The sequence below is a fragment of the Meiothermus ruber DSM 1279 genome (genome assembly GCF_000024425.1).
In the GTDB taxonomy this organism is placed as follows: Bacteria; Deinococcota; Deinococci; order Deinococcales; family Thermaceae; genus Meiothermus; species Meiothermus ruber.
In genome coordinates, this window is the sequence record NC_013946.1 from 1529433 (window position 1) to 1543041 (window position 13609).

General features: G+C 62.8%; 13 protein-coding genes. 6 read left to right on the forward strand and 7 right to left on the reverse strand.

Translation table 11 applies throughout. From position 1 onward, the window contains the following. Positions 1-21 precede the first annotated feature (21 nt). The 5 genes from MRUB_RS07600 to MRUB_RS07620 all read left to right on the forward strand — a co-directional run bounded on the left by MRUB_RS07600 (position 22) and on the right by MRUB_RS07620 (position 7738). Positions 22-3354: an efflux RND transporter permease subunit gene (locus MRUB_RS07600; protein ID WP_013013762.1), complete on the forward strand. Its 3333-nt coding sequence runs from the start codon at positions 22-24 to the stop codon at positions 3352-3354. Positions 3355-3419: 65 nt separating this feature from the next. Then, positions 3420-4163 carry an alpha/beta hydrolase gene (locus MRUB_RS07605; RefSeq protein ID WP_013013763.1) on the forward strand — a complete coding sequence of 248 codons (744 nt, stop codon included), beginning with the start codon at positions 3420-3422 and terminating at the stop codon, positions 4161-4163. A gap of 46 nt (positions 4164-4209) precedes the next feature. Then, complete coding sequence (gene gatA / locus MRUB_RS07610; protein WP_013013764.1) at positions 4210-5640, forward strand: Asp-tRNA(Asn)/Glu-tRNA(Gln) amidotransferase subunit GatA; 1431 nt, start codon at positions 4210-4212, stop codon at positions 5638-5640. A 198-nt stretch (positions 5641-5838) separates the two neighbouring features. Beyond that, positions 5839-6612: a 3'-5' exonuclease gene (locus tag MRUB_RS07615; protein WP_036200192.1), complete on the forward strand. Its 774-nt coding sequence runs from the start codon at positions 5839-5841 to the stop codon at positions 6610-6612. A gap of 7 nt (positions 6613-6619) precedes the next feature. Continuing rightward, positions 6620-7738, forward strand: a complete 1119-nt coding sequence (locus MRUB_RS07620; RefSeq protein WP_013013766.1) for a hypothetical protein — start codon at positions 6620-6622, stop codon at positions 7736-7738. Positions 7739-7753: 15 nt separating this feature from the next. Here MRUB_RS07620 and MRUB_RS07625 read toward each other — a convergent pair whose 3' ends face one another. The 6 genes from MRUB_RS07625 to MRUB_RS07650 form a co-directional block, all read right to left on the reverse strand. Further along, the gene (locus tag MRUB_RS07625; protein WP_013013767.1) at positions 7754-8194 is read right to left on the reverse strand and encodes a hypothetical protein; all 441 of its coding nucleotides are present in this window, start codon (positions 8192-8194) and stop codon (positions 7754-7756) included. Next, positions 8194-8484, reverse strand: a complete 291-nt coding sequence (locus MRUB_RS07630) for a hypothetical protein (RefSeq protein ID WP_013013768.1) — start codon at positions 8482-8484, stop codon at positions 8194-8196. The genes MRUB_RS07625 and MRUB_RS07630 overlap by 1 nt, the downstream gene beginning before the upstream one ends. A 129-nt stretch (positions 8485-8613) precedes the next feature. Continuing rightward, positions 8614-9888, reverse strand: a complete 1275-nt coding sequence (icd, locus tag MRUB_RS07635) for an NADP-dependent isocitrate dehydrogenase (protein ID WP_013013769.1) — start codon at positions 9886-9888, stop codon at positions 8614-8616. A gap of 102 nt (positions 9889-9990) precedes the next feature. Next, the gene (locus MRUB_RS07640) at positions 9991-10551 is read right to left on the reverse strand and encodes a CPBP family intramembrane glutamic endopeptidase (RefSeq protein WP_013013770.1); all 561 of its coding nucleotides are present in this window, start codon (positions 10549-10551) and stop codon (positions 9991-9993) included. Positions 10552-10558: 7 nt separating this feature from the next. Further along, positions 10559-10843 carry an Lrp/AsnC ligand binding domain-containing protein gene (locus MRUB_RS07645; protein ID WP_013013771.1) on the reverse strand — a complete coding sequence of 95 codons (285 nt, stop codon included), beginning with the start codon at positions 10841-10843 and terminating at the stop codon, positions 10559-10561. 28 nt (positions 10844-10871) lie between these two features. Beyond that, positions 10872-11597, reverse strand: a complete 726-nt coding sequence (locus MRUB_RS07650) for a metallophosphoesterase (RefSeq protein WP_013013772.1) — start codon at positions 11595-11597, stop codon at positions 10872-10874. A gap of 112 nt (positions 11598-11709) precedes the next feature. Between MRUB_RS07650 and recX the strand changes: the two genes are divergently transcribed. Further along, positions 11710-12165: a recombination regulator RecX gene (gene recX, locus MRUB_RS07655; protein WP_013013773.1), complete on the forward strand. Its 456-nt coding sequence runs from the start codon at positions 11710-11712 to the stop codon at positions 12163-12165. On the opposite strand, the gene MRUB_RS07660 is transcribed toward recX, so the two are convergent. Further along, positions 12162-13391: an aminopeptidase gene (locus MRUB_RS07660; RefSeq protein ID WP_013013774.1), complete on the reverse strand. Its 1230-nt coding sequence runs from the start codon at positions 13389-13391 to the stop codon at positions 12162-12164. The two genes, recX and MRUB_RS07660, sit on opposite strands and share 4 nt — an antisense overlap. Positions 13392-13609 lie beyond the last annotated feature (218 nt).

Consider the following 13609-nt stretch of genomic DNA (forward strand, 5'->3'; position numbering starts at 1 on the left):
AGACTTTGCGCAGGGGGGGGTATGAGCCAGCCAGAACGCCCGAATGATGACAAACCTGTCAACCCAGTAGTCGCCTTTTTTGTCCGGCGCTTTGTCTTCTCCACCGCCATCTTTTTGGCGATGGTGCTCTTTGGTCTGATCTCCGGCAGCCGGGTGGGGGTGGACTTGCTGCCCCGCTTCGAAATTCCGGTGGTGGCCGTGACCACCGCCTACCCGGGGGCCGGGCCTGAAGAGGTCGAGCAGCAGATTAGCCGCCCCATTGAGGATGCCGTCTCCACCCTGGCGGGCCTCGATCAGGTGGCCTCCATCTCCGGCGAGGGCTTCTCACAGGTGGTGATTTCCTTTGAGTTCGGCCAGGACATCAACCGGGTGGCCACCGATGTCTCACAGCGCGTGGCGGCGGTGCGCGGGCAGCTACCGCGTGAGGCCGAAGCCCCGGTGGTGCAGCGTTTTGACCCCGCGGCTTCGCCGATTCTTTTTATCGCCCTATCGGCCGATGGGCGCGATCTGCGGGAGGTGGCTAAGTACGCCAACGACGTGCTCAAGCCCCGCTTGCAGCTCGTTTCCGGAGTGGCCGATGTGCAGGTGCAGGGTGCTCCCGACCGGCAGATACAGGTGCTGCTCGATCCTTACAAGGTGGCTGCCTACAACCTATCCCCGGCCCAGGTGGTGGCCGCCATCCAGGCCTCGGCCCTGGCCATTCCCGCTGGAACCCAGAGCGACCAGGGGCAGCGCCTGCTCTTCACCCTGCGCAATACGCCCACCACCCCCGAGGACGTCGGGCGGATTCTGGTTGACCCGGCCCGCGGCCTCCAGGTGAGCGACCTGGGGGTGGTGCGGGATGCCCAGGCCGAGCCCACCCGGCTGACCCGGCTCAACGGCCAGCCCGTGATTCCGCTGGCCGTGCGCAAAACCCCTGACTCCAACGCGGTGGCGGTGGCCCAGGGCATCAAGCGCACCCTGCAAGAGGCCCGGCTGCCCCAGGGGTATCAGGCCCGCATTGTGGGCGACACCACCACCTTCATCGAAAATACCGTCAACGACACCTTCCGCGAGGTGTTGCTGGTGGCCGCCATCGTCTCGTTTATCACCCTGATCTTCCTGGGCAAGCTCAACTCGGTCTTCAGTGTGGTGCTGGCCATCCCCATCACCATGTCGGGGGCGCTGATTGTATTTGGCCTGCTGGGCTTTACCTTCAACATCATCAGCCTGCTGGCCCTTATTGTGGCGGTGGGCATTGTGGTGGACGACTCCATCGTGCTCTCGGAGAACATCGAGCGCTACCGCCGCATGGGCTACGACAACCTGCAGGCGGTGCTCAAGGGCTCCACCGAGGTGCTGTCGGCGGTCTCGGCGGCCACCCTCTCGCTTTTGGCGGTGTTTTTGCCCATCAGTTTTTTGCCGGGAATCATCGGTGAGTTCTTCCGTCAGTTCGGCATTGTGCTGGCGGCGGCCATTGCGGTGAGCTGGCTCGAGGCCCTCTTCTTCCTCACGGTGCGCCTGGCCTACTTTCCCGACCCCGAACCCCCCACCTGGCGCCAGCTCGGCCAGCGCTTGCTGGGTCTGGGCCAGGACTTGCGCTGGGGGCTGCGGCTGCACATCTACCGCCAGCCCGACCTCAGCACCGCGCGCCGCTGGTTCAATATCCTGATAACCCCCCTGACCCTCCTGCTGGCCCCGGTGCGCTGGCTGTTTTCGGTGGTTTTTGGCCTGGCCGGCGCCATCGCGGGCAGTCTGCATGGGGCGTCGGAGGGGGTTTTCCTGGCCTTAAGGGAGTTTTACGCGCGCAGTCTGGCCGCGGCGCTTAAGCGGAGCGGCCTGGTGCTGCTGGTGGGGCTGGGCTTTTTCCTGAGCATCGGCTATGTGGCCCCCAGAATTCCCTTCAACTTCACCCCCAAAAACGACAACGGGCAGATCAACATCGACCTGGCGCTCTCCAAAGGCACCGCCCTGTCGGAAACCGATGCCCTTTCGCGCCGCCTGGAGTCCTGGTTGCTGACCCGCTCCGAGGTGCGGGCGGTGCTCAACACGGTGGGTAGCTCGCAGAACATCCTGGGGGCGGGCAACCCCGAGCGGGCCCGCATCGTGGTGGAGCTGGTGCCCAGAGACGAGCGGCCGGATGTGTACAGCCTGCTGCCCATCTACCGGGAGGCCTTGCAGGGCCTGCTCGAGGATCGCCCCGAGGCCGAGCTGCGCGTGACGGTGCCGGAAGGGGGGCCGGGTGGGGCGGCCGACCTGCAGTTTACCCTGACCGCACCCAACCCCACCCTGTTGGCCGAGAAGAACCGCCAGGTGCTCGAGGTCATGCGCAGCCTGCCTTACCTGATTGACGTGCGCAGCAGCCTCGAGGAGACCGCGACCGAGCGGGTGCTGGTGCCCAACCCCAGCAAGCTTATTGGCACCGGCCTCACCCCCAACGACCTGGCCCAGGCCCTGCGCATCTACAACGCCGGTACCGAGGCGGGCAATGTGCGCTCGGGTGGCGACGATATTCCCATCGTAGTGCGGGCCGATCCCCGCTTCGTGCCCGACCAGTCCAGTCTGCTTTCGCTGCCGGTAGCCGCACCCGCCTTGCGGAGCACCCTGCCCATCGGCAGCCTGGGGCAGTTTGAGAACCGCCAGACCCCCGCCCAGCTCTCGCGCACCAACCAGGCCTTCTCGGCGGGTATCAACGCCAACCGGGCGCCCGACTCGGAGATTGGCACCTTCCAGCTTGCCAACCTGGTGCAGCAGGAGCTGGAGAAGGCCGGGGTCTTTACCGATGGGGTGCGGCTGGAAACCCAGGGCTCTACCGCTTTTGTGGGCGACCTGGCCCGCAGCGCGCCCATCGCTTTTGGCCTGGCTTTGCTGCTCAACTTCCTGGTGATCTCGAGCCAGTTCAACACCTTCCGCTACCCCGTGTACCTGCTGCTCCCGGTACCGCTGGCCCTGGTGGGGGCTTTCTGGTTCCTGTACTTCTTCCGGAGCGGTCTGGATGTGGTTTCGGTGCTGGGGGTGGTGATTTTGATCGGCCTGGTTACCAAGAACGCCATCCTGCTGCTCGACTTTGCGGTGCGTGAGGCCCGTGAAAGGTCGCTGTACGACGCACTGGTCGAGGCTGGGCGGCTGCGCCTGCGCCCCATCCTGATGACCACCCTCACGGTGCTGATGATCTCCATTCCCCTCATCGCCGCGGCCGGCGAAGGCTCGGAGTTCCGCCGTCCGCTGGGTATTATCATCCTGGGTGGGGTTTCGGTTTCCATGCTGTTGACGCTCTATGTGGTGCCGGCAGCCTTCTATCTATTCGAGCGGCGGCGCTACGAAAAACTGCGCGAGGAGCAGCGGCTTGCCGCCAGTCCGGCCATCGGTGACTAAAGGGTTTATGGCCTCGAGATTACCAGCGGCGGGTTTCCAAGTAATTCCTGGGGTTTTCTACTGCTATGAACAAATACCGTGTCTTTTGGCTGGTTTTTTTGGGCGGACTGCTGCTTTTTGCCGCTGCTATAGTCTGGTACACCCGGCGCGCCCTGGCCCCCTATCCGCCTGCGCAGGTGGCGCTCGAGGCCCTGGTCTCGGATAACCAGGTTCTGGTGCAGGACAGGCCCTATGGCTGGGTGTTTATTCCCCAGGGGGCTGCCAAAGGTGGTCTGGCTTTTTACCCAGGGGGGCTGGTCGAGCCCCAGGCCTACGCCCCGGTTTTGCGCAGGATTGCGGCCAATGGCTATCGGGTGGCCCTGCTGCGGGTGCGTTTTAATCTGGCCGTCACCGAGCAGGGCAAGGCCCGCCAGGCCATGGCCGAGGCCCCCCAGCTCCCCTGGGCGGTGGGCGGACATAGTTTGGGTGGGGTGGTGGCCTCCAACTTTGCCCAGAGCAATCCGGGGGCCCAGGCGCTGGTGATGTGGGCGGCGTATCCCCAAAACGACCTTTCGGATAAGGCGACACCCACCCTGGCCTTGTTTGGTGAGCGCGACGGGGTTATTCGAAAGGAGCAGCTCGAGGCCAGCCTGTCCAAGTTTCCCAAGAATACCCAAACTGAGACCATCCCCGGCCTCAACCATGCCGGTTTTGGAGCTTACGGCCCCCAGCGGGGGGATCAACCGGCCACCATTCCGGCCGAAGAGGGGTGGAACCGGGTGGCCCGGAGCACCGTGGACTTCCTCAATCGGTCTCTGGTCGGCCCCTGAGGCCCGGTATCCCAGATCGGCCGGATGCGCCTTATCATGGGGCGGTATGCTGGCACACGAAATTGTGAAAAATATCCAGTCGGGCCAGGTTTCACCCCAAGAGGTGGTGTCTGCATCTTTGCAGCGGATCGCACAGCTCGAGCCCCGGCTCCATGCCCTGATCCGCCTGAATCCCCAGGCCGAGCAAGAAGCCGCCTTGGTTGAGCAGCGGCTCGCCCGCGGTGAGCCCCTACCCCTGGCTGGGGTTCCGGTTGTACTGAAAGACAACATCTGCACCCAGGGCCTGACGACGACCTGTGGCTCCAGGATGCTGGCTGATTTTGTGCCGCCGTACAGCGCGACCGTGGTGGAAAAACTGCGCCAGGCCGGGGCGGTGGTGGTGGCCAAGGCCAACATGGACGAGTTCGCCATGGGCTCTTCCACCGAGTACTCGGCCTTCGGCCCTACCCGCAACCCCTGGGACACCGAACGGGTTCCTGGGGGCACCTCGGGGGGCTCAGCGGCCGCGGTGGCAGCCGGCATGGTTCCGTTGGCGCTCGGCACTGATACCGGCGGGAGCGTGCGCCAGCCGGCTGCGCTGTGCGGGGTGTATGGCTTTAAACCCACCTATGGCCGCATCTCACGCTACGGGGTGGTGGCCACAGCCAGCAGCCTCGATCAGGTGGGTACGATGGCCCGCACGGTGCAGGATCTGGCCTTGCTGAGCGATGTGGTAAGCGGTTACGATCCCATGGACAGCACCAGCCTGGAGGTACAGCCGCAGTTTGCGGCCGCCTTACAGGCCTCGAGCCGGGGCCTCACCATTGGCCTGGTCAAAGAAGCCCTGACCGTGGGCAATTCCGCGGGCGTGCTGGAAGCGCTCGAGCGTTTCCGGTCGGTTATGGAAGCCCAGGGGGTGCGCTTTGTGGAGGTGAGCCTGCCCTCCCTGGAATACGCCCTGGCCGCCTACTACATCGTCAACACGGCGGAAATCAGCTCGAACCTTGCGCGCTACGACGGAACCCTGTACGGCCTGCGGGTGCCTGGCGATGACAGCACCACCACCATGATGCAAAGCCGCGAACACGGCTTTGGCCCGGAGGTGCAGCGGCGCATCCTGATGGGTACTTTTGTGCTCTCCTCGGGCTACTACGAGGCCTATTACGGTAAGGCCTTGCGGGCCCGGGCCAGGATCAAGGCCGACTTCGACCGGGCCTTTAGCGAAGCCGACCTGCTGCTGACCCCCACCAGCCCATTCCCAGCCTTCCGCTTGGGCGAAAAAACCACCGATCCCCTCTCGATGTACCTTGCCGACATCGATACCGTGGCTGTCAACCTGGCTGGACTGCCGGCCATGAGCATCCCGGCGGGCTTTGAAGGTCACCTACCGGTGGGGCTGCAGCTTATTGGCAAGGCCCTGCACGACGAGCAGATATTTGCAGCAGCCAACGCTTTTGAACAGGCCACCGAGCGGGCCTTCGCCCGCGCGGCTATATAAGGCCCTCAATGGCTGCTTAATGTTATTGCTTTAACACCTATCAAGCCCTGTCATATCCGCGTAAACTGCGGTATACTCCCTCCGAGACCCTCGGATTATCCGGTGAACTCGATAATGTTTTTGGGCGTTTGAACTGGTCTCCTTCCAAGCCCTCGAGGTTTCGTGCCTATGTTGCACGCATCGCCGATGCCCCAATCCATGAGTCCCACCCACTACCGCCTTTCAACCCGACTCGTCCGTCACCTGCGCAGCGCCGGCTGCCACCTTCCTGAGCGCTTGCTGGCCGAGCAGGTGCTGGCTTTGCAGGGCTGGCCCAAAGGCGCCTGGCTCAACGACCTGATCGGCAACCTGCTGGATGGGCGTTTTGAACGCCTAGGCGCCGGGGTGGGCCTGTGGGAGTGGAAGTACAGTTTTCCTGCCCAGGGCGAAGCGGTGGTGGTGCTGGATATTGAGACCACTGGCCTATCGCCCACAGACCACGAAATTATCGAGCTGGCCCTGATTCGCCTCGAGAACGGCCGCCGCACCGTGTTTGAGCGACTGGTCAATCCCGGCGTGCTGATTCCGCCTTTTATCAGCCGACTGACCGGCATCCGCAGCCAGGATGTGCGGGATGCGGCCGATATCTACACGGTGCTGGAGGAAGCTTGGCCCCTGCTGGATAACGCCACCCTGATCATCCAGAACGCCAGCTTCGACCTGGGTTTTTTGCAACCGCGCTTCAAGCGTCTGGGTTATCGCCTGGATAATCCGGTGGTGGACACGATACACTGGGCCCGTAAGGCCCTGCCAGGGCTGACCAAGCGGGGTTTGGATTCCCTGGCCTGGGCCTTCGACCTGGGGCCAATTCCCGCCCGCCATCGTGCGATGGGCGACGTGGAGACCACCCTTCAGGTGGCCCATGAAATGTACTACATGCTCACCGCAGGCCATCCCGCTCCGACCAGTCAACTAGCCTTCATGGCCCGTTAGGAAACCTATGATTGCGCGCTACGTCCTCACCAGCACCTGCCTGAATACCGGCACCATGAGCCTAACCCAGCCCCTGCGGGTTTTTTTGCAGGGTAAAGAGCGTATTGCCCTGCGGGACGAAGAAGGTGAAGTCTACGAGGCCCCCATCAACTGGGCGCAGAACCGCCTCGAGGGCCTGGCCCCTTACTATGCGAAGCGCCGGCTGGGGGTCAACGACAAAATTGTGCTGCACCTCGAGGGCAGCGAGATTGTGCTGGAGGCCCTGACGACCGTGGCCAGACCGGCCCGGCCCCGCCCGACCGAGGCCGAGCGTCCGAAGCCCCAGCCCCCCGAGCCCTCACCCGATAGGCCCGAGAAGCGGGTGCGGGTTACGCCCTACCCCAAAGAGCTCATCTACCCCCACAAACCATTTCCCAGCGAGGTGCCTGCCTTTTCCGCCGACCTCGAGGCTTTGGGTTTTTCCCGTGAATCGAGCGCCGCACCCTGGGTGTTCAGGGCCGCTCTGGGCCGCCGAACCTTCTTGCTGGCCCTGGCTAAATTTGGCGAGATGGAAGCCAAAGAACTCCTTTCCTACCGCCAGCAGGGGCGGGTGCAGTACGCGGCGATGGTGGCTGGGGAGTCTTCCAGGGCCGAGGCCCTGGCCGAGATAGCCGCCGTGCGGCCCTCCGGTTTGACCCAGGCGGGCCTGGGCTACGTCTCGCCCGAAGCCTTGCAGCGCCTGAACAAGCTGCGCGCTGCCTTTCCGCTGGGGCCGCTGGACGTCGAACGGCTGCTGCGGGAGGGGCGCGTCGACCTGGAAGCCATCCAGACCCTCGAGCGCGAAATTTCCGGCGTGCTGCGGGATCGTAGCCACTTCTCAGCGGTTCTTACCTTGCTGGCCGATTACCCGCCCCAGCAGGTCTTTCTGCTAGCCGACCTGATGCCCATGGCGCGGGAGCTGAACCTCGAGGCCGACCACCTGCAAAGGGTGCTCGAGAGCCTCAGCAGCCCGCCGTTCCTGCTTTTGAAGCGCCTGTCGCCGGGGGAGTTTCTGATGCGCCAGTCGGTCAACCAGGCCCTGGCCGACTGGATCGAGTACGCGCAGGTGATGACCCGTCGCCTGCAGGGTGTGCATCTAGAACTTTAACAGCGTGGAGCTGCGCTAGCTAAAAAGCGACCGCAGACGGGCCTCGAGTGCATCCGCGGCCTTCTGGCTCATGGTGAGCCGAAGCTTGAGCACCAGCTTGCGGCTCCACTCTTCCAGCGCCCTCAGATCCTCCTTGCCCTCGACCTCCGATGCAAACTGGGAGGCGCGCCCCCCCAGTTCCTCCTGAAGGATGGTCAGCAGCCGGGATTTGGTTATGGCTAGCTGATCAGATGGGTTTGCGGGTGGGCTGGCTGGCTTCTGGTTTGTACTTACCTCTTCGATCAGGCCCTGCTCGAGCAGGTGGGCCAGTAATTTTTGCAGAACCTCCGGGGCGAGCTGGGTGCGCTGGGCCAGGAGCTGGTCGCTGACCGCTTCGCGGCACAGCGTGTAGACCAGCCGCTCCTCCCGATTGAGGAAGATGTCCAGGGCTTTGCTGGTCTGGCGGTAGTAGTGCATCAACCCTCGAGCGCCTTTAGTATGGCCTGCACCAGCCGAAGTACCAGCAACACAAAGATCGCTCCAAAAAGCAGTATCAAAGCCATGATGACCAGCAGGGTATCGGCCGGACGGCTCCAGGTCAGGACACCCACCAGCAGATACCCCAGCGCAAAGAAGACGATTAGAGCGTTGAGCTGGGTCAGCCGTTCCCCGATAATGCCACCCGGCGCCAGGCCCTTGATCTGAAGGCCGGTGTAGGTGTTGTACACCATTAAAAGCAAGCCCAGCACAAAAAGAATCTGTACCATTAAGCCCCCCTCAACGCTGGTAACGAAAGGTGTTTATACCAACATTATAAAGCATCGGGGCGTGCTTTTTGGTGTGGACGTAACGAAAAACCCACCGGATGACCCGGTGGGCGGCCAGGGAAGTGCGGGTTACATATTTTCGATCAGCGCCTGGCCGAACTCGCTGCATTTGAGCAGGGTTGCGTTGCGGCCCTCGGCCACCATCAGGCGATGGAAGTCGTAGGTAACCCGGCCCTGTGCGATGGTCTTGGTCATGGCCTGGATAATCAGATCGGCGGCCTCCGTCCAGCCCATGTAGCGCAGCATCATCTCACCCGAGAGGATCACCGAGCTGGGGTTAACCTGGTCTTTGCCGGCGTACTTAGGGGCGGTGCCGTGGGTGGCTTCAAACACCGCGTGCCCGGTGTAGTAGTTGACGTTGGAGCCGGGCGCGATGCCAATGCCCCCTACCTGGGCGGCCAGGGCATCGGAGATGTAGTCGCCGTTGAGGTTAAGGGTGGCAATCACGCTGTACTCGGCCGGCCGCAGCAGGATTTGCTGCAGGAAGTTGTCGGCGATCATGTCCTTGATGATAATTTGCCGGCCGGTTTTGGGGTTGGTGATGGTTTGCCAGGGGCCCCCGTCGAGGTCTACGGCGCCAAACTTGCTTTTAGCCAGGGCGTACCCCCAGTCGCGGAAGGCGCCTTCGGTGTACTTCATAATATTGCCCTTGTGCACCAGGGTGACCGAGGGCAGGTCGTTGTCGATGGCGTAGTTGATAGCGGCCTCGACCAGGCGATGGGTGCCCTCTTCCGATACCGGCTTGATACCGATGCCGGCGGTCTGAGGGAAGCGAATTTTGCCGTAGGACTTGGGGAACTCGGCCTCGAACCACTCGAGGAACCGTTTAACCTCGGGGCTGTCCTTGGGAAACTCGATGCCAGCGTAGATATCCTCGGTGTTCTCTCGGAAAATCACCATGTTGACCAGCTCGGGGTGGCGCACCGGGCTGGGCACCCCTTCGAACCACTGCACCGGGCGTACACAGGCGTATAGGTCGAGCTCTTGGCGCAAGGCGACGTTGATGGAGCGAATCCCACCCCCAACCGGCGTGGTGAGCGGGCCTTTGATGGCGACCAGGTACTCGCGGATGAACTCGAGGGTCTCTTCCGGGAGCCAGATGGGTTCACCGTAAACCTGGTTGGCCTTCTCGCCTGCATAAATTTCGGCCCAGGCTATCTTGCGTCTGCCCCCATAGGCCTTGGCTACCGCCGCATCCAGCACCGGCTGGGCGGCTCGCCATATGTCTGGGCCGGTGCCGTCGCCTTCGATAAAGCCGATGATGGGTTGATCGGGCACGTGCAGCTTGCCATCTTGGATGGTGATCTTTTCGCCAGCGGGAACCGAGATTTTTTGGTATGCCATAGCTCTAAAAGCATATCAGAATAGTGCTTTTTGTGATTTGCTCGAGGATGCACAGCGCTTATTGCAACCTTGAGAATGACGGGGTTCGTTCCAGGAACCGCGCTAAATTTGACCGCCGGCCTTTGGCTGATCCAACAACTGATAAAAGCCTCGAGCATTGTGTAGATAATGGGCCAGCATCCCCGGAATCAGGCTTCCGGTGAGCAGATAGGCTGCGCCAAAGCCCAGACCACCCAAAAAGACAAACAGCGGATAGCTCCAGGCCTTGCGATCGGGAACCGGGTGCAGCGCGGTGAACACCACCGCCTGAAGAAAAACCCCCAGCCAGCCCCCCCACAGGGCATTCTGCAAGGCCCCACGAAAAAACAGCTCTTCACCCACCCCGGAGGCCAGGGCCAGCAGCAGAGCCTGGTGGTGGCTGATGCCCTGGGTGCGCATCAAGGTTCCAAGCTGACCGTGCAGGGCCTCAGCGGCCTGGAAGCTTCTGGGGAAGAGTAGGGAGAACACCCGCTCGAGGCCCATCAACCCCCAAAAAAGCAGCAGGAAAACCAGGCTATCGCGCAGGGGATCGGGGCTCTTTACGGCAGCATAACCGGCCAGTTCCATCCAGACGGAACCGACCAGCATGAGCCCGAGCTGGATCAGCATGAAGAAGCGGAACATGGGATATCTACAGACCTTCGCCGCCGATATTGAAGCCTTGCTCGAGCAGCTTGCGCGAGTAGGCTCTAAAGGCCAGGAGGGTCTGGGTGCGTTCAATGCCCCTTAGCTTGCGCAACCCCAGGGTTACGATGTCGTCGAGCTGCTCGAAGTCTTTGAAGCGCAAAATCGCCACCAAGTCCCACTCACCGGTAACTGAGTAGACCTCGGCCACCCCAGGGATCTCGGCCACCGCCTCGGCGGTTTCGGCGGTGGACTCGCGGCTGGTCTGAATCAAGACAAACGCGGTAATCATGCCTGGATGATACTCCAGATGCCGGCTCTCAGCGTGTGGGCTGGTGGGTGTGGGTTTGATGGGGCGTATCGAGGATGAGCTGGGGCCTGAACCGCACCACATCCGCCGAAACAAAGTGTAGGGGAATGCCGTTCCAGTGTTTGGGCAGCCTTTCTGGGTCGGCCCCGTGCAGGTGTCCGTACACCACGCAGGTGGGCCGGTAGCGTTCAATAAGCTCGGTGAAGCCGGTGGGGCCACCGGTGGGGCCGAAAGGGGGGTAGTGCAAAGCCAGCACCAGGTATTGGTAGTCGTGCCCCTGAAGGGTCTTGAGTGAAAGCCCCAGCCGCTCTACTTCCCGCTTGTAGATTTTTTCGTCCTCTGGGGTGAAGTTATAGCTGCCGGGGGTGTCCCAGCCACGGCTTCCGGCGATGGCCAGATTGCCGATGACCAGCGAGTCGTGCTGCAAAGCGTGCATGCGGGGGGGCAGCGCCTGCCGCAGACGGCTGATGGAGGGCCACCAGTAGTCGTGGTTCCCGCGCAAAAGCACCTTGATACCCGGAAGCTTAGCCAGGTCGGCTAAATCGAGCATGGCTTCGGGCAGCTTCATGGCCCAGGAGATATCCCCAGCCACGATGACCAGGTCATCCTCACCTACTACTTTTTGCCACTCTTCGAACACAGCCTCAGGATGCCCCTCCCATTCCGGCCCGAAGATGTTCATCGGCTTAGGGAAGGCTTTGGATAGATGTATATCGGCGATGGCAAAGACGCGCATACGGAGCCTGGCGAGCCATAAATGGCTCAGTCTAGTGTCTAGGGTTCGCGCCCGAGCGTCAAGTGTGAGGGCCGCTAAGGACTCTCATTCTGCTTAGGGCATAATCAGGCAGATGAAGCAGGAGAACCCCGACGGGTTGTTTTTATACGCGGTGCGGCTGCTGGGGGCCCGGGCTTACTCGGAGGCAGCCCTGCGCCACAAACTATCCCGTAGAGCCCCGCCCGAAGTGGTGGAGGCAACCCTTGGGCGCCTTAAACAGCGGGGTTACCTCGACGACCACGGCTACGCCGAAGGTTATGTTCGGTTGTATGCAGGCAGGTGGGGCGCGGCCAAGCTACGCCGGGCCCTTTTGTCGAAGGGGGTCTCGAGCGAGACTGTAGACCGGGTGTTGGCTGCGCAGATGGCCCAGCAAGACCCGGTCGAAGAGGCGCTGGCCTTATTGGCGCGCTACCCAAGCCGCCACAGGGGTGAAAAGCCCCGCGCCATTCGTTTTTTGACCAATCGGGGTTATGCTCTAGCCCACGCCTTGGCGGCCTGGGCGCGCTACCTCGAGCAAGCCAGCCCCTAAACCCACTCGCCCTTGCGCATCAGTGGCTCGGCCTGCCCCGAGGCGGTGATGCCGTCCACATCGATCTCGCTCGAGCCGATCATCCAATCGATATGAATGAGGCTGCGGTTGGCCCCTTTGGCCTCGAGCTCTTCGGGGCTGAGCTGGCTGCCACCCTGGATGCACTCGCTGTAGGCCTGGCCCAGGGCGATGTGGCTGGCGGCGTTCTCGTCGAAGAGGGTGTTGTAAAACAGCAGACCGCTTTGCGAGATGGGGGAGGCGTGCGGCACCAGGGCCACCTCGCCCAGGCTTTTGGCCCCTTCGTCGGTTTGCAGCACCCGGTTCAGCACGTCGGCCCCACTTTTGGCAGTGGCCTCCACCACGCGGCCCTTCTCAAAGCGCACCTCGATATCCTCGAGCAGGCTCCCCAGATACGAAAGCGGCTTGGTGCTGCGCACCACGCCCTCGATGCGGTCTTTGTGGGGTGCGGTGAACACCTCCTCGGTGGGGATGTTGGGGTTACAGACCACGCCGTTTTTGGCCTGAACGGCCCCGCCGGCCCAGAGGTGATCCTCGGCCAGGCCCACCAGCAGGTCGGTGCCGGGGCCTTTGAAGTGCAGGGCGTGGTAGCGCTTCTGGTTCAGGTAGGCCACGCGCTCGGCCAGGCGCTGGTTGTGGGCTTTCCAGGCGGCCACGGGATCGGGCGTGTCGAGCCTCGAGGCCTTGAAAATAGCCTCCCATAGCTTCCGAACAGCCTCTTGCTCGGACAGTCCGGGAAATACCGCGCGGGCCCAGGCCGGCTGCGGATAGGCCACAATGCTCCAGTTGATGTGGTGGGTGGTGATGAGCTCGAGCACCCGCCGGTAGGCCAGGGAGCGGGCCCGGTTGGCCCGGGCTACTTTTTCCGGGGGCTGGCCCCCCAGCAGGTTGGGGTCGCTGCCGGCGATATGCAGGCGGGCTGCTCCAGCCTGAAAGGCCTCGGCCATGCCGTTATAGAGCCACTGCGGCGCTTTGTCGAAGGAGGCCTCGGGGGCATGCTGGAAGCGCAGCAGATGGGCGGCCTCGTCGTCGTAGAGCACGCTGACCAGGGGGCTCCCGGCCTTGTAGGCGTACTCGGTGATTTTCCGCACCAGCGGTACGGCCTCGATGGGGGCGGTAATCAGCAGCTCCTGGCCCTCCTGGAGGTTCAGTCCTACGTGCACGGCTACTTTGGCGAGGGAGTCGAGGTAGTGTTCGTAAAGCTCCATTGCGCACCTACTCTAACACCCAGACCTGCTTGCAGAAAGCATTCTTTGCAACCTTGACGGAAGCCCCCGGGCTTGCTACCCTTTGGGCAGATGCGACCCCGCACCCCCCGCAGCTACAAGTGGCACCACCAGCGCTGGTGGCGTCGCCCGGCCTGAGCGCGGCGGGCCTTTCCCACGCGTTTGGGCTTTCCTCGAGGTCACGGCCTCGAGTTTTTGTT

Excerpts from the sequence above, each read along its gene's own strand:
- MRUB_RS07600 (WP_013013762.1), top strand. The coding sequence starts at position 22 with ATGAGCCAGCCAGAACGCCCGAATGATGACAAACCTGTCAACCCAGTA.
- MRUB_RS07615 (WP_036200192.1), top strand. The coding sequence starts at position 5,839 with ATGAGTCCCACCCACTACCGCCTTTCAACCCGACTCGTCCGTCACCTG.
- MRUB_RS07650 (WP_013013772.1), bottom strand. The coding sequence starts at position 11,597 with ATGCGCGTCTTTGCCATCGCCGATATACATCTATCCAAAGCCTTCCCT.
- MRUB_RS07605 (WP_013013763.1), top strand. The coding sequence starts at position 3,420 with ATGAACAAATACCGTGTCTTTTGGCTGGTTTTTTTGGGCGGACTGCTG.
- MRUB_RS07645 (WP_013013771.1), bottom strand. The coding sequence starts at position 10,843 with ATGATTACCGCGTTTGTCTTGATTCAGACCAGCCGCGAGTCCACCGCC.
- MRUB_RS07620 (WP_013013766.1), top strand. The coding sequence starts at position 6,620 with ATGATTGCGCGCTACGTCCTCACCAGCACCTGCCTGAATACCGGCACC.
- MRUB_RS07630 (WP_013013768.1), bottom strand. The coding sequence starts at position 8,484 with ATGGTACAGATTCTTTTTGTGCTGGGCTTGCTTTTAATGGTGTACAAC.
- gatA (WP_013013764.1), top strand. The coding sequence starts at position 4,210 with ATGCTGGCACACGAAATTGTGAAAAATATCCAGTCGGGCCAGGTTTCA.
- MRUB_RS07625 (WP_013013767.1), bottom strand. The coding sequence starts at position 8,194 with ATGCACTACTACCGCCAGACCAGCAAAGCCCTGGACATCTTCCTCAAT.
- icd (WP_013013769.1), bottom strand. The coding sequence starts at position 9,888 with ATGGCATACCAAAAAATCTCGGTTCCCGCTGGCGAAAAGATCACCATC.
- MRUB_RS07660 (WP_013013774.1), bottom strand. The coding sequence starts at position 13,391 with ATGGAGCTTTACGAACACTACCTCGACTCCCTCGCCAAAGTAGCCGTG.
- MRUB_RS07640 (WP_013013770.1), bottom strand. The coding sequence starts at position 10,551 with ATGTTCCGCTTCTTCATGCTGATCCAGCTCGGGCTCATGCTGGTCGGT.
- recX (WP_013013773.1), top strand. The coding sequence starts at position 11,710 with ATGAAGCAGGAGAACCCCGACGGGTTGTTTTTATACGCGGTGCGGCTG.